The 23984-nt window shown below is 60.3% G+C and carries 14 protein-coding genes; 10 read left to right on the top strand and 4 right to left on the bottom strand.

Going from position 1 to position 23984, the window contains the following annotated elements; genetic code table 11:
- Positions 1-177: 177 nt before the first annotated feature.
- The 8 genes from AC6I8F_RS04275 (at position 178) to lplT (ending at position 17218) form a co-directional block, all read left to right on the top strand.
- Positions 178-2451, top strand: coding sequence for a molybdopterin-dependent oxidoreductase (locus AC6I8F_RS04275; protein WP_498028561.1), 2274 nt, complete (start codon positions 178-180; stop codon positions 2449-2451).
- Between the two features lie 311 nt (positions 2452-2762).
- Complete coding sequence (locus AC6I8F_RS04280; protein WP_021506690.1) at positions 2763-4493, top strand: penicillin-binding transpeptidase domain-containing protein; 1731 nt, start codon at positions 2763-2765, stop codon at positions 4491-4493.
- Between the two features lie 443 nt (positions 4494-4936).
- Positions 4937-6142: an MdtA/MuxA family multidrug efflux RND transporter periplasmic adaptor subunit gene (locus AC6I8F_RS04285; RefSeq protein ID WP_127834511.1), complete on the top strand. Its 1206-nt coding sequence runs from the start codon at positions 4937-4939 to the stop codon at positions 6140-6142.
- Positions 6139-9288 carry a multidrug efflux RND transporter permease subunit gene (locus AC6I8F_RS04290; protein ID WP_498028562.1) on the top strand — a complete coding sequence of 1050 codons (3150 nt, stop codon included), beginning with the start codon at positions 6139-6141 and terminating at the stop codon, positions 9286-9288. Before AC6I8F_RS04285 ends, AC6I8F_RS04290 begins: the two co-directional genes overlap by 4 nt.
- Positions 9285-12386 carry an efflux RND transporter permease subunit gene (locus AC6I8F_RS04295; protein WP_498028563.1) on the top strand — a complete coding sequence of 1034 codons (3102 nt, stop codon included), beginning with the start codon at positions 9285-9287 and terminating at the stop codon, positions 12384-12386. The genes AC6I8F_RS04290 and AC6I8F_RS04295 overlap by 4 nt, the downstream gene beginning before the upstream one ends.
- A 12-nt stretch (positions 12387-12398) precedes the next feature.
- Positions 12399-13790, top strand: coding sequence for an efflux transporter outer membrane subunit (locus tag AC6I8F_RS04300; protein ID WP_498028782.1), 1392 nt, complete (start codon positions 12399-12401; stop codon positions 13788-13790).
- 90 nt (positions 13791-13880) lie between these two features.
- Positions 13881-16031 carry a bifunctional acyl-ACP--phospholipid O-acyltransferase/long-chain-fatty-acid--ACP ligase gene (gene aas / locus AC6I8F_RS04305; RefSeq protein WP_498028564.1) on the top strand — a complete coding sequence of 717 codons (2151 nt, stop codon included), beginning with the start codon at positions 13881-13883 and terminating at the stop codon, positions 16029-16031.
- Positions 16028-17218: a lysophospholipid transporter LplT gene (gene lplT / locus AC6I8F_RS04310; protein WP_498028565.1), complete on the top strand. Its 1191-nt coding sequence runs from the start codon at positions 16028-16030 to the stop codon at positions 17216-17218. The genes aas and lplT overlap by 4 nt, the downstream gene beginning before the upstream one ends.
- Positions 17219-17406: 188 nt before the next feature.
- Here the strand turns inward: lplT and AC6I8F_RS04315 are convergent, their stop codons facing one another.
- The 4 genes from AC6I8F_RS04315 to mutH all read right to left on the bottom strand — a co-directional run bounded on the left by AC6I8F_RS04315 (position 17407) and on the right by mutH (position 20420).
- Entirely contained in the window at positions 17407-18447 is a 1041-nt protein-coding gene (locus AC6I8F_RS04315; protein WP_498028566.1) for an NADP(H)-dependent aldo-keto reductase, read from the bottom strand.
- A gap of 143 nt (positions 18448-18590) precedes the next feature.
- Complete coding sequence (locus AC6I8F_RS04320) at positions 18591-18809, bottom strand: YgdI/YgdR family lipoprotein (RefSeq protein ID WP_021506698.1); 219 nt, start codon at positions 18807-18809, stop codon at positions 18591-18593.
- 116 nt (positions 18810-18925) lie between these two features.
- Positions 18926-19636 carry a TerC family protein gene (locus AC6I8F_RS04325; RefSeq protein WP_021506699.1) on the bottom strand — a complete coding sequence of 237 codons (711 nt, stop codon included), beginning with the start codon at positions 19634-19636 and terminating at the stop codon, positions 18926-18928.
- A gap of 97 nt (positions 19637-19733) precedes the next feature.
- Positions 19734-20420: a DNA mismatch repair endonuclease MutH gene (gene mutH / locus AC6I8F_RS04330; protein ID WP_031279494.1), complete on the bottom strand. Its 687-nt coding sequence runs from the start codon at positions 20418-20420 to the stop codon at positions 19734-19736.
- A gap of 684 nt (positions 20421-21104) precedes the next feature.
- Here mutH and rppH point away from each other — a divergent pair.
- Positions 21105-21635 carry an RNA pyrophosphohydrolase gene (rppH, locus tag AC6I8F_RS04335; RefSeq protein WP_031279497.1) on the top strand — a complete coding sequence of 177 codons (531 nt, stop codon included), beginning with the start codon at positions 21105-21107 and terminating at the stop codon, positions 21633-21635.
- A gap of 12 nt (positions 21636-21647) precedes the next feature.
- The gene (ptsP, locus tag AC6I8F_RS04340; protein WP_058757064.1) at positions 21648-23894 is read left to right on the top strand and encodes a phosphoenolpyruvate--protein phosphotransferase; all 2247 of its coding nucleotides are present in this window, start codon (positions 21648-21650) and stop codon (positions 23892-23894) included.
- Positions 23895-23984 lie beyond the last annotated feature (90 nt).

Here is a 23984-nt window from a genome sequence, read left to right on the forward strand (position 1 = left end):
AAAACGTTTACACATGCTCTCAGTGTTACGGAAAAGCCCGGCAGCCGCAACCCGCCAGAATGTCAGCGCTGTCGCAAAAGTGCGGAAAATCAGACGTTCACGGTGAGGCTTTAGCCCGGTAACGGCACCGTGCTATGCTGCCAGCCTGAATCACACCTGCCTGCCGGACCCATAACCATGAAAACTCGTGTGCCGCACCTTGCGCACTGGGGCGCGTTTACCGCCGTCACCGAAAATCAGCGCCTGATTGCCTGCGAACCTTTCTTCGCCGATGCCGATCCTTCCCCGATGATCCACACTATCCCTGAACTGGTGTACTCGGATAAACGCATCCGTCAGCCGATGGTGCGCCGTTCGTGGCTGAAGTCGCGTGAAAACAGCGATCGCACGCTGCGCGGCCGGGAAGATTTTGTCGCCGTGGACTGGGACACCGCGCTCGATCTGGTGGCGGAAGAGAACCGCCGGGTGCGCGACCGCTACGGCGCTTCCGGCATTTTCAACGGTTCGTACGGCTGGTCCTCAGCCGGTCGCGTTAACCACGCGCGCACCCTGATTCGTCGCTTCTATTTCCAGGGCGGCGGTGGCGTTGATCAGCAGGGTAACTACAGCTGGGGCGCGGCCCAGTTCTTTCTGCCGTATGTGATTGGCACTTATATGCCGCTCACCGGCCGCGTCACCGACTGGCCGCAGGTGGTGGAGCATGCAGAAATTTTCGTCGCCTTTGGCGGCCTGGCGCTGAAAAATGCGCAGGTGGCCTCCGGCGGCGCCGGCGAGCACAGCCTGAAACCGGCGCTGCAGCAGCTGAGCGCCAAAGGCACGCCGATCATTAACATCAGCCCGATGCGCGATGACTGCCCGGCATTCGTTAACGCCGAGTGGATTCCGATTCGCCCGAACACCGATGTGGCGCTGATGCTGGCGCTCGGCCATGAAATTACCCGGCGGAACGCTATCGATGAGGCTTTCCTCGCCAGCCACTGCACCGGCTGGCCGCAGCTGCGTGCCTATCTGCTGGGCGAAAGCGACGGCGTGGCAAAAACGCCCGCGTGGGCCAGTGCGATAACCGGTATCCCGGCGGCGCGTATCGCGCTGCTGGCGCAGCAGCTGGCGGGCAAACGCAGCTTTATCACCTGTGCTTATGCGGTGCAGCGCGCCCATCGCGGCGAGCAGCCGTACTGGATGATGATTGCGCTCTCGTCGATGCTGGGCCAGCCGGGACTGCCGGGCGGCGGCTTCTCTTTTGGCCATGGTTCAATGAACAGCGTCGGCAATCCGCGCCAGGAAGGCCCGGCGCCGCTGATGAGCACCGGCCCGAATCCGGCGAACCTGTCGATCCCGGTGGCGCGCATCAGCGACATGCTGCTCAATCCCGGCCAGCCGTATGCGTTTCAGGGCGAGACGCTGCACTATCCCGACATTCACCTGGTGCACTGGGCAGGCGGCAATCCGTTTCACCATCACCAGCAGCTCAACCGGCTGGTCGAGGGCTGGCAGCGCCCGGATACGGTCATCGTGCAGGATATCGTCTGGACGCCCGCGGCGCAGATGGCGGACATCGTGCTGCCGGCCACCACCACGCTGGAGCGCAACGACATTGGCGGCTCGTCGCGTGACCGCTTCGTGCTGGCGATGCACCAGGCGATTAAACCGCAGCATCAGGCGCGTAACGACTTTGATATTTTTGCCGATCTGGCCGATCGCCTCGGCTACCGCGAGCGCTTTACCGAAGGACGCAACGAGATGCAGTGGATTGAGCATCTTTACCAGCAGTGCGCGCAGGCGCATGCGCAGCTGGACATCGCGTTCCCGGAGTTTGAGGCATTCTGGCAGCGCGGCTTTGTTGAGATTCCGCAGGGCGGCAAGCCGTACGTGTTTATGGATGATTTCCGCGCCGACCCGCAGGCGCATCCGATTCACACCGCCAGCGGCAAAATTGAGCTGTTTTGCCAGACCATCGCCGATTACCAGCTGGCGGATTTCGCCGGGCATCCGGAGTGGCGCGCGCCGCAGGAGTGGCTTGGCGCAGCGCTCAGCGCACAGTTCCCGCTGCACATGATTTCGGTGCAGCCTGCGGATCGCCTGCACAGCCAGCTGGATGCCACCGCCACGGTGCAGGCCGGCAAAACCGCCGGTCACGAAACGCTGTATATGCACATTGACGATGCCGCTGCGCGCGGTATCAGTGACGGCGATGAGATTGAAGTGAGCAATGCGCGTGGCCGTATGCTGGCTGGCGTTCGCCTGACGGACGGCCTGACGCCCGGCGTGGTGATCATCGCCACCGGTGCCTGGTTCGATCCCGGTTTTGGCAAAGCGTGGCAGCCGTGGGACCGCGCCGGCAACCCTAACGTGCTGACGCTCGACATCGGAACTTCGTCGTTAACCCAGGGACCAAACGCCATGAGCTGCCTGGTGGAAATCAAAAAACACGCCAGTTGCACAATCGGCTAACAATCTCACCGCTGGTTACATTTTGCCGGTAACTGTTGCGTTTGAGTGATAGTTTCTGCGCTGAGCAACTTGTTAAAGTCAGGGTCCCAGAGGTATTGATGGGTGAACATCAACAGTTTTCTTGATTACACCGACCTGCGCAGATGCGCAGGTTTTTTTTGCCTGCGATCTGCCGGTGTGATGCGTCCCGTTGCGGTGACCTCAATCGGGCATAAACGAACTGATACATTGTTTTCCTGTCAACTCGCTTTACCTTTCTTTATAACTGCAGCTAACCCCTTTGGATTTATCTTTTATCGCAGCGGATCGCCATGCCCCCGATTAAAAAATTTCTGGGAAAAGACCAGATTAAAGCCCCGTTTAACCCGTTTCGTTTTCGTCTGATTTGTCTGGGCGTATTAGGCTGCATGGGCCTGCTGCTGGCGCGCGTCGGCGATTTGCAGCTGATCAATCATCCGATGCTGGAGCACGAGGCCGACCAGCGCTCGCTGCGAACCGTGACGCTGCCGACCAACCGCGGCACGCTGCTCGACCGCGACGGCCAGGCGCTGGCGCTCAGCGTGCCATCGCGCGATATCATCGCCGATCCGCTGCGCGTGCTGGAGGCCAATCCCGATTTCACCAGCGCCAAATGGAGCTATCTGGCGGCGGCGCTGAATCTGCGACCGGACGAGCTGCGCGCGCAGATCACCGCCAATCCGAAAAAGCGCTTCCTCTATCTCGGGCGCAAAATCGAGCTGGGCATTGCCAAAGATATTGCTGAGCTGCATCTGAAAGGCATCAGTTCGGTGTATGACGACAGCCGTTTTTATCCGATGAGTGAAGCCGCGGCGCCGCTGATTGGCATCGTCGGGGCGGACAATAACGGGCTTAACGGGCTGGAGAAGGGCTTTGACCGGGTACTGCAGGGTGAGCCGGGTAAAGAGGTGTATCGCCAGGATGGGGACGGCAACATTATTGCGATGATCGATTACGAGCCGCCGAAGCAGCCGCCGACGGTGCAGCTCAGTATCGACAAATTTGACCAGTTTACGCTGTACAGCAAGCTGCGCGACGGCGTGCTGCTCAACAAGGCAGACTCGGGCGCGGCGGTGCTGGTGAAGATCGACACCGGCGAGATCCTCGCTATGGCGTCTTATCCGTCGTTCAACCCCAACAATTATGACAACGCCACGCCAGCGCAAATGCGCAATACCGCCATCAACGACAGCTACGAGCCCGGTTCGACGGTGAAGCCGCTGGTGGTGATGGAAGGGCTGCAGCGTCATCTGGTGCGCCCCGATTCGGTAATCGACACCACGCCCTACAGCGTCAATGGCCACCTGATCCGCGATGTCGGCCACTGGCCGCGCCTGACCATGACCGGCATTTTGCAGAAATCCAGCGACATCGGCGTGTCGCACATCGCGCTGGCAATGCCGGCGGAAGCGCTGGTGAACACTTACCAGGCGTTTGGTCTCGGCAAGCCGACCGGGCTGGGACTGACCGGTGAGAGCGTGGGCTACTTCCCGCTGCATCGCCAGCGCTGGGCGGACATCGAGCGCGCCACCTTCTCGTTCGGCTACGGTCTGCGCGTAACGCCGCTGCAGATTGCGCGTGAGTACGCCACGCTCGGTTCGTATGGCGTCTATCGCCCGCTGTCGATCACCAAAGTGACGCCACCGGTGCTGGGCAGGCAGGTGGCGGATCCGCAGATCGTGCAAACCGTGGTGCACATGCTGGAGAGTGACGTGCTGCCGGGCGGTACCGGGGTGAAAGCAGCGGTTCCGGGCTACCGGCTGGCGACCAAAACCGGCACCGCGGAGAAGATGGGCAGCAGCGGCAAATATGACGGCGGCTACGTTAACTACACCGCCGGCATCGCGCCGGCCAGCCATCCGGAAGTGGCGCTGGTGGTGATGATTAACCATCCTACCGCTGGCGATCACTTTGGCGGCTCGGTGGCCGCGCCGGTATTTGGCAACATCATGGGGCCGGTGCTGAAACACATGAACGTGGCACCCGACGCGATTTACAGTAAACCGGCATCAGATAAATCTTAACGAAATCAGGATGTAAACGCGCAGTCGAGCTTTTCACACCTCGTTGCATTTCGCCGAACTCCGTTGCGATTTGCGGCTGTTATCCGTGCCGCCATTGCGCGACGATAAAGGTCCCAGAGGTATTGATTGGTGTGAAGATCGGCTGCTGCGGCAGCGATACCCTTGTGGTATTCACCCTGTTCGGTTGCACCGACCCACGCGGATGCGTGGGTTTTTTTTGCCTGTAAGTTGTCCTCCTCTCCCGTTTATAGCGCCTGCGCGCGCCATCACCGGCCGCTTCCGGGCGCGGTTTAAATCCTGCATCTCTTAACGAAACGCTTACGGTTTGCGTATAGAAAACGTTCTGGCGATCCGCCGATAATGCGCGTCGTGATGATTTTCGCTGAAATAATCCCCTGCTTACCGGGGTTTTTACCCACACTTTTGCTGATCTGAAGACGCTGATGACTATCCATGCTCCCCGTTCTGGTTTCTCCCGCTGGCTGAAATGGCTGCTTGTGTTGCTGGTGCTGCTGATCGCGGCAGGCGTGATCTGGCGTGTGGCAGGCGGCAAGCGGGGCGCAGTACCCGGCGACCTGCCGCCAGGCGGTCATCGCGGCGCGGCGCAGATGAGCGGCCCGGCAACGCTGGTGCACAGCGGCATTGCCGCGACGGCCGACGTGCCGGTGTACCTGAATGCGCTCGGCACGGTGATCCCCAACGCCAGCGTCACCGTCACCAGCCGCGTGGCCGGGCAGCTGCAGCAGGTGTTCTTTACTGAAGGGCAGAAAGTCAGCGCCGGTCAGCTGCTGGCGCAGATCGATCCGCGCAGTTATCAGGCGACGCTGGCGCAGTATCAGGGCGATCTCAGCCAGAACCAGGCACTGCTGCACAGTGCGCAACTGACGCTGGCACGCTACAAAAAGCTGGCAGCGCAGGACTCGCTGTCGCGCCAGGATCTGGATAGCCAGATTGCTACCGTCGGCCAGTATCAGGGCGCGGTGGCGGCGGATCAGGCGCAAATCGCCAGCGCAAAACTGGATATTGAGTATGCCCGCATCACCTCGCCGATCAGCGGTCGCGTAGGCCTGCGGCTGGTCGATCCCGGCAATATGGTGCAGACCAGCGACACCACCGGCATTGTGGTGGTGACGCAAATGCAGCCTGCCGCCGTGACGTTCAGCGTGCCGCAGAGCTACATCGCGCAGCTGACGCGCGCACTGCGCAACGGCCAGAGCCTGCCCGCGACGGCCTTCGATCAGGACAACAGCAGCGTACTGGCGCAGGGTGAGGTGAAGTACATCAGCAATCAGATCGATACCAGCACCGGCACCATCGAACTGAAAGCCAGCTTTCCTAACCAGGACGAAGCGCTGTTTGCCAACCAGTTCGTTAATCTGCGTCTGCAAACCGGCACGCTGAAAAACGCGACGGTGATCCCGGCGCAGGCGCTGCAGCTGAGCAGCGACGGGAGCTTTGTGTTTATTATCAACAAAGATAATAGCGTGACGCGCAAAGCGGTCACCGCCGGACCGGCACTGGGGGAAGATCGTCAGGCGATCCTGCAGGGCGTGGCGCCAGGCGATCGTCTGGTGACCGAGGGGATCGATCGTCTGACTAACGGCAGCAAAGTCCAGCTGGCTGACGACAGCAAAAGTACCCAGCCATGAATCCGTCTCGTCTGTTTATCCTGCGCCCGGTGGCGACGATTCTGCTGATGGTCGGCGTGCTGATCGCCGGCCTGTTCGCTTATCGCTTTCTCTCCACCTCGGCGCTGCCGCAGGTGGATTATCCGACCATTCAGGTTACCACCCTTTATCCTGGCGCCAGCCCGGACGTGATGGCCTCGTCCGTGACCTCGCCGCTGGAGCGTCAGCTCGGTCAGATGGCCGGTCTTAGCCAGATGACGTCTGCCAGCTCGGGCGGATCATCGATTATCACCCTGAAGTTCAGCCTCGATCTGTCACTTGACGTCGCCGAACAGGAAGTCCAGGCGGCAATCAACGCGGCGAATAATCTGTTACCGGACGATCTGCCCAATCCGCCGACGTATAAAAAGGTCAATCCGGCCGACAGTGCGGTGATCACGCTGGCCGCCAGTTCCGACACGCTGCCGCTGACTGAGGTGCAGGATCTGGTGAACACGCGCGTGGCGCTGAAGCTGTCGCAAATCAACGGCGTGGGGATGGTGACCCTGGCGGGCGGTAATCAGCCGGCGATTCGCGTGCAGATGGATCCAAAAGCGCTGGCGGCGCACAAGCTGTCGCTGGAAGACGTCAATACGCTGATCGCCAACAGCAACGTCAACGGTTCGAAAGGCGGCTTCGACGGCAAATATCACTCGGTGACCATCGACGCCAACGACCAGCTGCGCACCGCAGCCGAATACGGCAATCTGATTCTCACCTGGCAGAACGGTGCGGCGCTGCGGCTGAAAGATATCGCCCATATCGAACAGGGGCCGGAGAATCGCTTTCAGTCGGCGTGGGCCAATAACCGTCCGGCGATTGTCATCAGCGTGCAGCGCCAGCCCGGCGCCAACGTCATTCAGGTGGTGGATAGCATTAAAAAGCAGCTGCCCGTACTGCAGGCGGCGCTGCCGGATGGCGTGAAAATGCGTGTGCTCGCCGATCGCACGCAAACCATCCGCGCCTCAATCAGCGACGTACAGTTTGAACTGATGCTGTCGATCGCACTGGTGGTGATGGTGACCTTCCTGTTTCTGCGCAACGTGGCGGCGACGCTGATTCCCAGCGTGGCAGTACCGCTGTCGCTGATTGGCACCTTTGGCGTGATGTATCTCGCCGATTTTAGCCTCAACAACCTGTCGCTGATGGCGCTGACCATCGCCACCGGGTTTGTCATTGATGACGCGATTGTGGTGGTGGAGAACATTTCGCGCCGGCTGGAGCAGGGCGAAACGCCGATGCAGGCCGCGTTAAAAGGCTCGCAGCAGATTGGCTTCACCATTATTTCCCTGACGTTTTCCCTGATTGCGGTCCTGATTCCGCTGCTGTTTATGGGCGATGTGGTCGGACGGCTGTTCCGCGAATTCGCCATTACCCTGGCCGTGTCGATTCTGGTGTCGATGGTGGTGTCGCTGACGCTGACGCCGATGCTGTGTGCCTGGCTGTTAAGGCATATTCCTGAGGCGCAGCAGTCACGCTTTGCGCGCAAAGGCGGCGAGCTGTTTGACAAACTGGTCCGCGGCTATGACCGCCTGCTCAGCGTGGTGCTCAACCATCAGAAGCTGACGCTGCTGGTGGCGCTGGCAACCTTTGCACTCACCGCGCTGCTGTATCTTGCCATCCCGAAAGGGTTCTTTCCCACGCAGGATACAGGGCTGATTCAGGGGGTGACCGTGGTGTCGCAGGATGTCTCCTTCACGGCGATGGCGCAGCGTCAGCAGGCGCTGGCAACGGTGATCCTGCAAAATCCGGCGGTCGAGAGTGTGTCCTCAACCATTGGTATCGACGGCAATAACACCAGTCTCAATAGCGGGCGCCTGCAGATCAACCTGAAAGCGTTTGACCAGCGCGACGTCAAAGCCGATGAGGTGATTGCGCAGCTAAAGCAGGCGGCGCGCCAGGTCGCCGGCATTCAGCTTTATCTGCAGCCCTCACAGGACCTGACGGTCAACGATCAGGTGACGCCGAGCCAGTACCAGTTCACCCTTGATGATGCCGACAGCGAAAACCTGGTGCGCTGGACGCCGCTACTGATAGCTGCGCTGCAGCAGCGCCCGGAGTTTAATGGCGTGGTCAGCAACCTGCAGGATCAGGGGCGCGTGGCCTATGTGGAGCTGAATCGCGATAAAGCGGCGCGCTACGGCATCACGGCAGCTGACGTCGACACCGCGCTGTACAACAGCTTTGGTCAGCGGCTGGTTTCCACCATTTTTACCCAGGCGAATCAGTATCGCGTGGTGCTGGAAGTGGCGCCGCAGTATCAGCAGTCGCCGGCGTCATTTGATGACGTTTATCTGCCGGTGAGCAGCAGTGCATCAACCGGCAGCGACAGCGACAGTGAGACCACCACCACCGGCATGGTGAAACTCACCGCCATCGCCAGCGTGCATGCGCGGACCGGAGCGCTGATGCACATGCGTCTGAATCAGTTCCCGGCGGTGATGGTGTCGTTCAATCTTAACCCCGGTTATTCGCTGGAGGAGGGGCAGCGGGCGATTGCGCAGGTCACGCAGCAGCTTAAACTGCCCGCCAGCATAACGCTGCGTTATCAGGGTGAAACCGCGGCGTTTCAGAGTGCTACCGGCAACACGCTGTGGCTGATTCTGGCGGCGCTGATCACCATGTACGTGGTGCTGGGCATTCTGTATGAGAGCTTTATCCATCCGGTGACCATTCTCTCCACGCTGCCGTCGGCGGCGGTCGGGGCGCTGCTGACGCTGATGCTGGCGGGCAGTGAATTCAGCCTGATCGCGCTGATTGGCGTCATTCTGCTGATTGGCATCGTTAAAAAGAACGCCATTATGATGATCGACTTCGCGCTGGAGGCGCAGCATAAGCAGCATATGACGCCGCGCGAAGCGATCCATCAGGCCTGCCTGCTGCGTTTCCGGCCGATTCTGATGACCACCATGGCGGCGCTGCTTGGGGCGCTGCCGCTGATGCTGGCCTCCGGCTCCGGTGCCGAACTGCGTCAGCCGCTCGGGCTGGTGATTGTCGGTGGCCTGCTGGTGAGCCAGGTGCTGACGCTGTTCTCCACCCCGGTGATCTATCTGTGGTTTGATGGGCTGGCGCAGCGCGGTAAGCGCTACGTGCAGCGCCGGCAGCAGCAGGCGCGGGGCGAGCCATGAACATCACCCGGCTGTTTATCTTTCGCCCGGTTGCCACGCTGCTGCTGACGCTGGCGATCCTGCTGCTCGGGGCGCTGGGCTACCGGCTGCTGCCCGTCGCGCCGCTGCCGCAGGTGGATTTTCCTACCATTATGGTCAGCGCCAGCCTGGCCGGTGCCAGCCCGGAAACCATGGCGGCCACGGTGGCGACGCCGCTGGAGCGTTCGCTCGGCCAGATTGCCGGTGTGACGGAGATGACGTCGACCAGCTCGCAGGGCTCGACCAGCGTGATACTGCAGTTTGAACTTGACCGCGATATCAATGGCGCGGCGCGCGACGTACAGGCGGCGATAAACGCGGCGCGCAGCCTGTTACCGAGTGCTATGGAGTCGCTGCCGACCTATCGCAAAGCGAATCCCTCGGACGCGCCGATTGTGATGCTGGCGCTTACCTCCGCCACGCGCACGCCGGGTGAACTGTATGACCTCGCCGAAAGCAAAATTGAACAGGCGATGGGGCAGGTCAGGGGCGTGGGCGAGGTGTCGCTGATGGGCAGCGCGCTGCCGGCGGTCCGCATTGATCTGCAGCCGCAACAGCTGACGCACTATGGCATAGCGCTGGATACGGTGCGCAGCGCCGTCGCCAGCAGCACCACCAATCTGCCGAAAGGCATGCTGCAGGGCAGCAGCCAGTCCTGGATGGTGGACGGTAACGGCCAGCTGGACAAAGCGGCACAGTACCGCGACCTGATCGTCAGCTACCACGCGGGTAAGGCGGTGCGACTGCATGACGTCGCCACGGTGTATGACTCGGTGGAGGATCAGTATCAGGCCGGCTTTCTCAATTCACAGCCGTCGGTGATGATCGCCATCAAGCGTCAGGCCGGCGCTAACATGCTCGACACCATTGACGCCATCAAAGCGCAGCTGCCACAGCTGGAGAAAGATCTGCCTGCCGATACCCAGCTCAAAGTGGTGGTGGACCGTTCGCCAACGGTGCGCGCCTCCCTGTATGACACCGAAGAGACGCTGCTGGTGGCGATGCTGCTGGTGATTGCCGTGGTATTTGTCTTCCTGCGTAATCTGCAGGCGGTGGTGATTCCGGCGCTGGCGCTGCCGGTGTCGCTGATTGGCACCTGCGCGGTGATGTATCTGCTCGGCTACAGTCTCGATAACCTGTCGCTGATGGCGCTGATCATCGCCACGGGCTTTGTCGTTGATGACGCCATCGTGGTGCTGGAAAATATCACCCGGCATATCGAAGCCGGTCTGAGTCCGCTGCGTGCCGCCCTGCGCGGTGCCCATGAGGTGAGCTTTACGGTGCTGTCGATGACGGTGTCGCTGGTGGCGGTGTTTATCCCGATTCTGCTGATGGGCAGCATTGTTGGCCGCCTGTTCCGCGAATTTGCGGTGACGCTGACGGTCTCGCTGCTGATCTCCATGTTTGTCTCGCTCAGCCTGACCCCGATGCTGTGCGCCCGGCTGCTGCGGCCGAAGCCGCAGGTCACCCGGCGACCACATCCGCTCTATCAGCTGATTGAAAATGCGCTCAACGCGCTACTGGCCGCTTACGCGCGTGGCCTGGCGTGGGTGATGGCGCACCAGAAGATTACCCTGCTGAGTTTGCTGCTCACCGTGCTGCTCAATCTGTTTTTGTTTAGCGTGGTGCAAAAGGGCTTTTTTCCCAATCAGGACACCGGCCTGCTGATGGGCGCCCTGCGCGCTGACCAGAACATCTCCTTCCAGGCGATGAAGCCAAAGATGCTGGCGTTCACCAAAATCATTGAGGCCGATCCGGCGGTAGACAGCGTGATGTCGTCAATGGGCAGCGGCATGTTTGGCTCGCGCAATAGCGCCAACTTTTTTGTCCGGCTGAAAGATTTTGACCAGCGCAGCGCCAGTGCCACCGAAGTGGCTAACCGGCTGAGCCTGAAAACCCGCCATATTGCCGGGGCGCAGCTGTTCCTGATGGCCGCGCAGGATCTGCACATCGGCGGGCGCAGCGCCAACGCCACTTATCAGTACAGCCTGCAGGCTGACGATCTCGACCTGCTGCGCCGCTGGACGCCGAAAGTCCAGGCGGCGCTGGCCGCGATACCGCAACTCAACAGCGTGGATTCCGATGCGCAAACCGGCGGACAGGAGGTGGTGATCAACATCGATCGCGACCGCGCCACGCGGCTGGGCGTTAACGTGCAGATGCTGGACACGCTGCTGAACAATGCCTTTAGCCAGCGACAGATTGCCACGCTCTATCACACACTCAATCAGTACCATGTGGTGATGGCCCTGCAGGACAGCGACACGCGCGATCCGGCCATGCTGCAACAACTGTATGTGATTAACGACAGCGGCGATCGCGTGCCGCTGGCGGCCTTTGCCCGCTTCAGCGGCGGCAACGCGCCGCTGTCGGTTGCGCATCAGGGCCAGTCAGCGACCAGCACCATCGCCTTCAACCTCAACGACGGCGTGTCGCTGGAGCAGGCGCAGACGCTGATTAAGCAAGCGATGGCACAGCTGGGATTGCCCTCCAGCATTCAGGCGGGCTTTGCCGGCACCGCCGCGGCGTTCTCTCAGCTCACTGCCACTATGCCGTGGCTGATTATTGCGGCGCTGGCGGCGGTGTATATCGTCCTGGGCGTGCTGTATGAAAGTTACATTCACCCGCTGACCATTCTCTCCACGCTGCCGTCGGCAGGCGTCGGGGCGCTGCTGCTGTTGCTGCTGACCAATACGCAGCTGACGGTGATTGCGCTGATCGGCATCATTTTGCTGATCGGTATCGTCAAGAAAAACGCCATCATGATGATCGATTTTGCCCTGCACGCCGAGCGCAGCCAGGGGCTGTCGCCGCAGCAGGCGATTACGCAGGCGTGCCTGATGCGCTTTCGGCCGATCATGATGACCACGCTGGCCGCCTTCTTCGGCGCTCTGCCGCTGGCGCTGGGCAGCGGTGGCGACGCTGATTTACGCAGTCCGCTGGGGATTGCGATTGCCGGCGGTCTGGCCCTGAGCCAGTTGCTGACCCTGTTTACCACGCCAGTGGTCTATCTCTGGCTGGATCGTCTCAGCCGCGCTACCCAGCGTCAGTGGCGGCGCGTGCGTCATATGGAATCCTGATTGATGAAAATGATGAACATTGGCGCGCTGACGGCGGCGCTACTGGTTGCTGGCTGTAGCGTTGGCCCCGATTATCAGCGTCCGGCGATGGCGCTGCCGACGCACTATAAAGAGGCCAAAGGCTGGACGCAGGCTACGCCGCAGGACGCCAGTCGCAAAGGGGAGTGGTGGACGGTGTATCACGATGCCACCTTGTCCAGCCTGCTGCGCCAGGTGAGCATCTCTAACCAGAACGTCGCCAGTTATGCGGCGCAGTATCGCGAAGCCCAGGCGCTGAGCGCGCAGTCGCGCGCGGCGCTGTTTCCCTCACTCGACTACGATGTCAGCAGCACGCGCAGCGGCAGCCGTGCCAGCGCCAGCGGTCAGCGCAGCGTCAGCAACAGCCACAGCGCCACGCTGAGTGCCAGCTGGGAGCTGGATCTGTGGGGCAAACTGCGCCGCACCCAGGAAGAGGATAAGGCCAGCGCGCAGGCCAGCCAGGCGGAACTGGCCAATGTCACGCTGAGCGCCCAGTCAGAGCTGGCGCAGGACTATTTTCAGCTGCGCATCATCGACGAAAAGATCGCGCTCTATCAGCGCAGCATTGAAGCTTATCAGCGCTATCTCAGCGTGATCGACAACAAGTACCGCGCCGGTAGCGAATCCCGCGCCACCCTGGCGCAGGCGCAGATGCAGCTGGAGAGCGCCCGCGCTTCGGCGCAGGATTATCAGTGGCAGCGCGCGCAACTGGAGCACGCGGTGGCGCTGCTGCTGGGGCGGGCGCCAGCCGACTTTACGTTGCCGGTGGCGAAGCTGGATGCCACGCTGCCGTCCATTCCACAGAGCCTGCCTTCGGCGCTGCTGCAGCGCCGTCCGGACATCGCCTATGCCGAACGTAACGTGGCGGCCGCCAACGCGGCGGTCGGAGTGGCGGTTGCCGGTTATTATCCCGACCTGACGCTCAGCGCCAGCGGTGGCGTGACCGCCTCAGCGATCCACAGTTTATTGTCGCTGCCGAATCGCGCCTGGTCGCTGGGGCCGGAGCTCAGCGGTACGCTGCTCGACTTTGGCGCGACCTCGGCGAAAGTGGCGCAGGCGCGTGCCGCCTATGATGCCAGCGTGGCCACCTATCGCCAGACGGTGCTGAGCGCGCTGGGAGAAGTGGAAGATAACCTGGTGGAACTGAATACCCTGCAGGGGGAAATCGCCGCGCAGCAGCGCGCCGCCGTGGCGGCACAGGCGTCAGCACGCGTAACGCGCAACCAGTATGACGCCGGCATGATTGATTACCTTGATGTCGCTACCACGGAAAGCAGCAGCCTGAGCGAGCAGCAGAGCCTGCTGTCGCTGCAGAGCAGCCAGTGGGTGAGCAGCGTGGCGCTGATCGCCGCGCTGGGCGGCGGCTGGCAGGGCGAATCACCCTGAATTCATCACGATAAATCACTGCGCTACTTGTCGAACATCCCCGGATCCTGCAAGGTAAGAACCATTTTTTACCGCTGCTAAGGAGCTGGCATGTTATTTACCGTTCTGCGTTTCCTCTGTCGCCTGTTATGGCGCGTTGAGCTGCGTGGCGATCTGACTGCCCTGCACAAAGAAAAAGTGCTGATCACGCCAAACCATATGTCGTTTCTCGATGGCGTGCTGCTGGCGCTGTTTCTGCCCATCAAACCGGTGTTCGCCGTCTATTCTTCGATCAGCGAACAGTGGTATATGCGCCTGCTCAGGCCGATCATCGACTTCGTGCCGCTCGACCCCACCAAACCGATGTCGATCAAACATCTGGTGCGCATGATCAACGAAGGGCGTCCGGTGGTGATCTTTCCGGAAGGGCGCATTACCGTCACCGGCTCATTGATGAAAATCTACAGCGGCGCTGGCTTCGTCGCTGCGAAATCCGCCGCCACCGTGGTGCCGATGCGCATTGAAGGCGCAGAGTACACGCCGTTTGGCCGCCTGGCCGGGGTGTTTAAACGTCGCCTGTTCCCGCGCATTACCCTGACGGTGCTGCCGGCCACGGTGATTCCCATGCCGGAAGCGAAACGCGCGCGCGACCGCCGCGTGCTGGCCGGTGAGCATTTACATCATGTGATGATGGAAGCACGCATGGCGGTGCGCCCGCGCGAAACGCTGTTCGACGCTTTTCTCAATGCGCGCACCCGTTACGGGCTGAGCAAAGCCTGCATCGAAGACATCAACTTTAAGCCGGACAGCTACACCGGGCTGCTGAAAAAAGCGCTCGGTGTCGGACGCATTCTGGAGCGCTACAGCCAGCAGGGCGAATTCGTAGGTCTGCTGCTGCCGAATGCCACGGTGACCGCGGCGGCGATTCTGGGGGCTTCACTGCGCGGGCGCGTGCCGGCGATGCTCAACTACACCGCCGGCATCAACGGCATGCGCGCGGCGCTGACCGCCTCGCAGGTGAAAACCGTGTTTACCTCGCGCCAGTTCCTCGAGAAGGGCAACCTGTGGCACCTGCCGCAGGGGCTGACGGAGGTGCAGTGGATCTATCTGGAGGATCTGAAAGATACCGTCACGCTGCAGGACAAACTGTGGATCCTCGCGCACCTGCTGCTGCCACGCTGGGCACAGGTTGCCCAGCAGCCAGAAGACGCGGCAATGGTGCTGTTTACCTCCGGCTCGGAAGGCAATCCCAAAGGTGTGGTGCACTCGCATAAAAGCCTGCTGGCGAATGTGGAGCAGATTCGCACCGTGGCGGATTTCACCCCGCGCGACCGCTTTATGTCGGCGCTGCCGCTGTTCCACGCCTTCGGCCTCACCGTCGGGCTGTTCACGCCGCTGCTGACCGGCGCGCAGGTGTTCCTCTATCCCAGCCCGCTGCACTATCGCATCGTGCCGGAGCTGGTGTATGACCGTAACTGCACCGTGCTGTTCGGCACCTCCACCTTCCTCGGCAACTATGCGCGCTTTGCCAGCCCGTACGATTTCGCCCGGCTGCGCTACGTCGTCGCCGGTGCCGAGAAGCTGCAGGAAGGCACGCGCCAGATCTACATGGAGAAGTACGGCATTCGCATCCTCGAAGGTTACGGCGTGACCGAATGTGCACCGGTGGTGGCAATCAACGTACCAATGGCCGCCAAATCGCATACCGTAGGCCGTATTCTGCCGGGCATGGATTCACGTCTGATTGCGGTACCCGGTATTGAGCAGGGCGGACGGCTGCAGCTGCGCGGTCCGAATGTGATGAACGGCTACCTGCGGGTGGAAAACCCCGGCGTGCTGGAGCCACCGGTGGCGGATAACGGCGAAGGCGAACAGGAAGCTGGCTGGTACGATACCGGGGATATTGTCAGCTTTGACGAGGGCGGTTTCTGTCAGATTCAGGGGCGCGCTAAACGCTTCGCCAAAATCGCCGGAGAGATGGTGTCGCTGGAGAGCGTGGAGCAGATTGCCCTGAAAGCCTCGGCGGAGAAACAGCACGCGGCGTCGCTGCGGCCCGATGGCCAGCGTGGCGAAGCGCTGGTGCTGTTTACCACCGACAGTGAACTCAGCCGCGACCGGCTGCAGCAGGCCGCGCGTGAGTTGGGGGCGCCAGAGCTGGCCGTGCCGCGCGACATTCGCTACATGAAACAGCTGCCGATGCTGGGCAGCGGTAAACCTGACTACGTCAGCCTGAAACAGCTGGCAGAAGAGGAGCGGGCATGAGTCAGTCGGTGAATCCGGACGCCCCGTTGCTGTCGCGCAGTATGCTGGCGGTGATCGTGGCACAGTTTTTCTCTGCCTTTGGCGACAACGCGCTGCTGTTCGCCACGCTGGCGCTGCTGAAAAGTCAGTTCTATCCGGACTGGAGCCAGCCGATCCTGCAGATGCTGTTTGTGGCCACTTACATTCTGCTCGCGCCGTTTGTCGGACAGATGGCCGACAGCTTTGCCAAAGGGCGGGTGATGATGTTTGCCAACAGCCTTAAGCTGCTCGGTGCGCTGGTGATCTGCTTCGGCTTTAATCCGTTTCTCGGCTACACGCTGGTAGGGGTCGGCGCGGCGGCGTATTCGCCGGCGAAATACGGCATCCTGACGGAGATCACCAGCGGCGCGCGGCTGGTGAAAGCCAACGGGCTGATGGAGTCGTCGACTATCGCGGCGATTCTGCTCGGCTCGGTGGCAGGCGGCGTGCTCGCCGACTGGCATCTGCTGGCGGCGCTGGTGGTGTGTGCGCTCACTTACGCACTGGCGGTGGTGGCGAACCTGTTCATTCCGCGTCTGCAGCCAGCGCGCCCCGGCCAGAGCTGGCACGCTGGCGTGATGCTGCGCAGCTTTATCGCCTCGGCACAGCTGCTGTGGCGTAACGGTGAAACGCGTTTCTCGCTGCTCGGCACCAGCCTGTTCTGGGGTGCCGGCGTCACGCTGCGCTTCCTGCTGGTGCTGTGGGTGCCGGTGGCGCTCGGCATCACGGACAACAAGACGCCGACCACGCTGAATGCCATGGTGGCGATCGGTATCGTGATCGGCGCGGCCGCGGCGGCAAAACTGGTCACGCTGCAAACGGTGCGGCGCTGCATGCCAGCCGGCGTGCTGATTGGCGTGATGGTGGTGCTGTTCTCGCTGCAGCATAGCCTGCTGAATGCGTATCTGCTGCTGATGCTGATTGGTGCGCTCGGCGGCTTCTTTGTGGTGCCGCTCAACGCGCTGTTGCAGGAGCGCGGCAAAGATACCGTGGGTTCTGGCAACGCGATTGCGGTGCAAAACCTGGGTGAGAACAGCGCGATGCTGCTGATGCTGGGGCTGTATACCGTGGCGATTAAGCTGGGTGCGCCGGCGGTCGCGACGGGCGTGGGCTTCGGCGCGCTGTTCGCCATGGCGATTGCCGTGCTGTGGTGGAAAGCGCGTCGCTGAGCGGCGCAGAAAGGGACCAGGTCGCCATGAATGGCGACCCTACCCTGGCCCGGCGCGTACGCCAAAACCACAGCAAGTACGCGAGAGTAACGAACCCTGTAGGGTGCGCGTTAACGCGCACCGAAACCGCAGCACGTACGCCAGGTCCATAAACCCTGTAGGGTGCGCGTTAACGCGCACCAGGGAGATTACGGTGCCGGATACGTGTACTGACGGTGAATCGCTTCCAGCTCCTCTAACACCTCGCCGCTCAGCGTCAGATTGAAACTCTCCACGTTAACTTTCAGCTGTTCCATGGTGGTGGCACCGAGCAGGGTGCTGGCCACAAACGGCTGCTGCCGCACATAGGCCAGCGCCATCTGTGACGGATCCAGGTTGTGCTGTTTCGCCAGTGCCACGTAGGCAGCAATCGCCTGCTGTGACTGCTCGCCGCTGTAGCGGGTAAAGCGGCTGAACAGCGTATTGCGCGCGCCGGCCGGTTTCGCCCCGTTGAGGTATTTGCCGCTCAGCGTACCAAAGGCCAGGCTGGAATAAGCCAGCAGTTCCACGCCCTCATGCTGGCTAATCTCTGCCAGACCCACTTCAAAACTGCGGTTCAGCAGGCTGTACGGATTCTGAATGGTGACGATACGCGGCAGCTCGTGCTTCTCCGCCAGCTGCAGGTAGCGCATCACGCCCCAGGCTGTTTCGTTCGAGACGCCAATGTAACGGATCTTGCCCGCGCGTACCTGTTCGGTCAGCGCTTCCAGCGTCTCCAGCAGCGTAACAGTGGCGGTGTTATCACTGTACTGATAACCGAGCTTGCCAAAGTAGTTGGTCTGGCGCTGCGGCCAGTGCAGCTGGTAGAGGTCGAGGTAATCGGTATTAAGGCGCTTCAGGCTGGCGTCCAGCGCTTCGCGGATGTTCTTGCGATCCAGCGCCTGGTTGGGGCGAATCAGCGCATCGCTGCCGCGCACCGGGCCGGCGACTTTACTCGCCAGAATGATTTTGTCGCGGCTGCCACGCTTTTGCAGCCAGCTGCCAATGTATTTTTCAGTCAGGCCCTGGGTTTCCGGACGCGGTGGCACCGGATACATCTCGGCGGTATCAATCAGGTTAATACCCTGGCTAACGGCGTAATCAAGCTGCTGGTGGGCGTCGGCTTCGCTATTCTGCTCACCAAACGTCATCGTGCCTAACCCCAGCTGACTGACTTCCAGCGTGCTATGGGGGATACGGTGATAATGCATTGCCGGCTTCCTTTTTTCATTATGAAACGGAATGTTGTGTTCTCTGGGACTATAGCCTGTGAAGTGGCGCAGAAGGAAGGGGGGAAAGTTCGGGAAATCGCCTGCACAGGGGGAAAACGCGTACAGGCGAGGCAATTTGGCACTTAACGCTCAATGATGGTGGAAACCTCGTCACCATTAATTTGCATAACATGGCCCTGTTCGTCGGTGTACTGCACCAGACCGGTTTCTTTATCAATCGACGGCTTACCTTCGGTCATAATCATGCGGCCATCTTTGGTGGCCATAACGTAATCACTGCTGCAACCGCTTAATGCCAGCGCCGCCAACAGCAGGCCCACTGCACTTACCAACCCTTTCATTCTCAGCTCCCTCAAGCCACTTCAACAGCAAAAGTGTAGTAATAAATGCTTTTGCCAGCTGGAGTAATCGCATCATTCCTAAAATAACAGGGCGAGATGCGCTCGCCCTTGACAGGTTACGCTTTGTTTTTCCTGCTGCGCATCAGGTTCAGACACTCTACCGCCATGGAGAAGAACATCGCAAAATAAATGTAACCTTTTGGTACATGCATACCAAAACTCTCGAGGATCAGGGTAAAGCCGACCAGAATCAGAAACGCCAGCGCCAGCATTTTGACCGACGGATGCCGCTCAACAAACTCGCCAATCGCGCGCGCGGCCACCATCATCATCAGCACTGCGATGACCACCGCCGCCATCATAATGAACAGGTGATCGGACAGACCGACGGCGGTAATCACCGAATCCAGGCTGAAAATGATGTCGAGCAGCATGATCTGCACGATGGCGCCGAAGAAAGAGTGCACATTGGTTTTGTGCTCCTCTTCGCCGCCTTCGATGGTTTCATGGATCTCCATGCTCGACTTCCACAGCAGGAACAGGCCGCCGAACAGCAGAATCAGATCGCGCGCGGAAAAGGCGTGGTCCATGATGGAAAACAACGGCTGCGTCAGTCTCACCACCCAGGCGATGGAGGCCAGCAGCCCAAGGCGCATCAACATCGCCCCCATCAGACCCAGCCGGCGCGCCCGGTTTTGCTGGTGCTGCGGCAGTTTCGCGACCACCAGAGACAGGAAAATAATGTTATCGATACCCAGCACCACTTCCAGAATGGTTAATGTTCCCAGCGCCAGCCAGGCGTTGGGATCAGCAATCCAGTCAAACATGAATCCTTCATTCCTAAACGAAAAGTAAACGGGAATTATACACGGCGCAGGCGGCGCTGCCTAAAGTGATCCTGCAAGGGCGAGGTTGTACCGGGAATTACAGCAGAAAATGCCGTGCCAGCAGCGGTCCGGTAAAGCTCTTCTTGAGGTAAAAACCGCGCGGCAGCGTCATGATCGGCTCGCCGTGTTCGCCGATGGCTTCGGTCAGCGCTTTGCTGTTGGCCGCTTTTGGCCTGATTTGCAGCCACGCGCCGTGGCGGGCGCTGATGCGCTCCACCTGGCCGAGCACGATCATGTCCATCAGCTCTTCCCAGTCCTCACGTAACTGCTGCTCTTCCTGCGCATTCGGTTGCCACAGCAGTGGCGAACCCACGCGGCGCTCGGCCAGCGGAATGGCGCGATCGCCCTCCACCGGGATCCACAGCACCCGCGCCAGCTTGTGGCGCACGTGGCTGGTTTGCCAGGTAACGCCGCTGTTGCCGGTGAGCGGTGCCACGCAGACAAAGGTGGTTTCCAGCGGCTTACCCAGCGCGTCGACCGGAATGGTTTTGAGTTCAATACCGAGATGCGCAAAATCCTGCTCGGCTTTACTGCCGGCGCTGGCGCCCAGCAGCAGCTCCAGCAGCATACCGACCCAGCCTTTGTCACGGCGTAAATCGGCGGGCATCGGCAGGCCAAGCTGCGCGGCCAGCGCGGCAAAGCTCTGACCAGCCAGCTGTTGGGCACGCTGAAGCAGTTCGGCTTCGTTACGGGGCGCAGCAGGCAAGGCGGCAGGGCAATTCATGATAAAACTCGCATTGGTCAAAATTTGGTCAGTAAAGGTCAGCGCGTGTTGTCCACATCGTGCCGGACAATGTAAACGTGATAATAGCATGATTCAGCATGCTTTTTTAGCGCGATTGACCAGGCGCTCACCAGGGTAAGAGGCGGTTATCCCGGTTTGTTATCGACAATGAACAGGATCTTAAACCCAGTTATCCACAGAAAAGTGGGATAACCCCACGTTTTGCCCACCCCTGTTTCCATTTACAGCCTTGACTTTGCCGAACTGCGCGCTTTTTTTCCATTCTCTGCCCAGGTTTAGGACATTCTCTGTGGGTAAAATCAACGGTGATGGATCTTTGAGCAGCGGTAAGCGCGTGGGGAAGAATAACCGGCTTTCACGCTGTGTATCTGAACGCGTTGATTGGGTATCACTATGATAAATGGGGGTTTTAGTGCTATTCTCCCCGGTGTGCATGAGAATTTTCCGAAGCGGTTATTCAACTCATTCCCGTGTTCTGCACAAAGCTATCCACAGAAAAGGTGAATAAGATCGCCGTTAAATGCCCCTGTCTGTTTATAACATGGCTATTATCTGTGAGTTATCCCATTGTTATCCGGTCAGCGGCGCGGATATCCAGTGGTTTACCGCCTGTAAGGAGTATGAAACAATCAGGCTATTCAAATTTAGCTTTGAGGTAGTCCAGTGATCGATGATGATGGCTACCGCCCGAATGTTGGTATCGTAATCTGTAACAGGCAAGGACAAGTGTTATGGGCCAGGCGCTTTGGACAGCACTCCTGGCAGTTTCCTCAGGGAGGCATCAATCCGGGTGAAACCGCTGAACAGGCGATGTATCGCGAACTGTTCGAAGAAGTGGGTTTACACCGCAAAGATGTTCGAATACTTGCTTCAACCCGTAACTGGTTACGTTACAAGTTGCCAAAACGTTTGGTGCGTTGGGACACAAAGCCGGTGTGTATCGGCCAGAAACAAAAGTGGTTTCTTCTGCAGTTGATGTGTAGTGACGCGGATATCAATGTGCAACACAGCAGCACGCCGGAGTTCGATGGCTGGCGCTGGGTCAGCTTCTGGTATCCGGTGCGTCAGGTTGTCTCTTTCAAGCGCGATGTGTATCGCCGCGTGATGAAGGAATTCGCTGGCGTGGTGATGTCTATGCAGGAGAGTGCGGGGCAGCGCAATAACAACGCCGCCCATCGACGTAAAAGAGGATAGGCCACGCCCTTTATGCTCACTCAGTTGCGCGAAATTGTAGAAAAAGTGGCGAGTGCACCGCGTCTGAATGAAGCACTCGACATTCTGGTCAACGAAATATGCCTGGCGATGGAGACCGAGGTCTGCTCGGTTTACCTCGCCGATCACGATCGGCGTTGCTACTACCTGATGGCGACGCGCGGCCTGAAAAAGCCGCGCGGCCGCACGGTTACGCTGGCGTTCGACGAAGGTATCGTCGGGCTGGTGGGCCGCCTGGCCGAACCGATCAACCTCGCCGATGCGCAAAGTCATCCCAGCTTCAAATACATTCCCTCCGTCAAAGAAGAGCGCTACCGCTCGTTTCTGGGTGTGCCAATCATCAGCCGGCGTCAACTGCTCGGCGTGCTGGTGGTGCAACAGCGAGAGCATCGTCAGTTCGACGAAAGCGAAGAGTCGTTTCTGGTTACGCTGGCCACGCAGATGGCCGCGCTGCTGTCGCAGTCGCAGCTTGGCCAGCTGTTCGGTCAGTTCCGCCAGACGCGCGTCAAAGCGATTGCCGCTGCGCCGGGCGTCGCCGTTGCACCTGGCTGGGTTGATGAAACGCAGCCGCTGCTCGACCAGGTGTCCGCCGCCTCTACGCTCGATCCACAGCGTGAACGCGAGCGCCTGATTGTCGCCATGGGCGAGGCGGGCAACGAGTTTCGTCGCTTCAGCAAGCGTTTCGCGGCCAGCGTGCAGAAAGAGAGCGCGGCGATCTTCGATCTCTACTCGCACCTGCTCACCGATGCGCGACTGAAAAAAGACCTGTTTGCCGAGATCGAGCGCGGATCGGTAGCCGAGTGGGCGGTTAAAACGGTGATCGAGAAGTTTGCCGCACAGTTTGCCAGCCTGCAGGATCACTATTTGCGCGAGCGCGCCGGGGATTTGCGCGTGCTCGGCCAGCGCCTGCTGTTCCACCTTGACGACACGCTGGTGGGCACCAATGCCTGGCCGGAACGCTTTGTGCTGGTGGCCGATGAACTCACCGCCACCACGCTGGCGGAGCTGCCGCAGGAGCGGCTGGCGGGCGTAGTGGTGCGCGATGGCGCAGCCAACTCGCACGCGGCGATCCTCACGCGCGCCATGGGTATTCCGACCGTGATGGGCGCGGATATCCTGCCGTCGCAGCTCAATAAGCGGCTGCTGATCGTGGACGGCTATCGCGGCGAAGTGCTGATCGATCCGGAGCCGGTGCTGGTGCAGGAGTATCAGCGGCTGATCAGCGAAGAGAACGCGCTGAGTAAAATGGCCGAAGACGTGGTGGAGCAGCCCGGCGAGCTGAAAAGCGGCGAGCGCGTGCAGGTGATGCTCAACGCCGGTCTCAGCCCGGAACACGAACAGGCACTCGACAACTGGGTTGACGGCATCGGCCTGTATCGCACCGAAATTCCGTTCATGCTGCAAAGCGGCTTCCCGTCGGAAGAGGAGCAGGTGGCGCAATATCAGGGCATGCTGCAACTGTTTTACGACAAACCGGTGACGCTGCGTACGCTGGATGTCGGCGCTGACAAACAGCTGCCTTACATGCCGATCAGTGAAGAGAACCCCTGTCTCGGCTGGCGTGGCATTCGCCTGACGCTCGACCAGCCGGAGATCTTCCTGGTGCAGGTGCGCGCCATGCTGCGCGCCAACGTTGCCTCGGGCAACCTGAGCATTCTGCTGCCGATGATCAGTCATATTGACGAGATCGAAGAGGCGCGGCGCCTGATCGATCGCGCCGGTCGCGAAGTGGAAGAGATGCTCGGTTATGCCATTCCAAAACCGCGTATTGGCGTGATGATTGAAGTGCCGTCGATGCTGTTCCTGATCCCGCATCTGGCGCAACGCGTGGACTTTATCTCCGTCGGCACCAACGATCTCACCCAGTATCTGCTGGCGGTCGATCGCAACAATACCCGCGTCGCCAACCTTTACGATTCGCTGCATCCGGCGATGCTGCGGGCGTTGCAAACTATTGCCAGTGAAGCCCGCCAGGCCAAACTGGAGCTGTGCCTGTGTGGTGAAATGGCGGGCGATCCGATGTGCGTCGCGCTGCTGGTGGGTCTGGGTTATCACCATCTCAGCATGAACGGCAAGAACATTCCGCGCGTCAAATACCTGCTGCGCCACCTCGATTATGAAGAGGCGCAGAAACTGAGCCAGCAGGGCGTGATGGCGCACACCGCAACGGAAGTGCGCCATCTGGTGTCGGCCTTCATGGAGCGGCGCGGCCTGGGCGGACTGATTCGCGGCGGACGTTAACTGTTTACATTTCTGCGGAAATTGTGAAAAGCGGCTGTGCTATGATGCGCAGCCTTTTATTGTATGGCCCTTTAGCCACGCCCTTTTGCG

The organism is gamma proteobacterium symbiont of Axiagastus rosmarus (assembly GCF_059730925.1).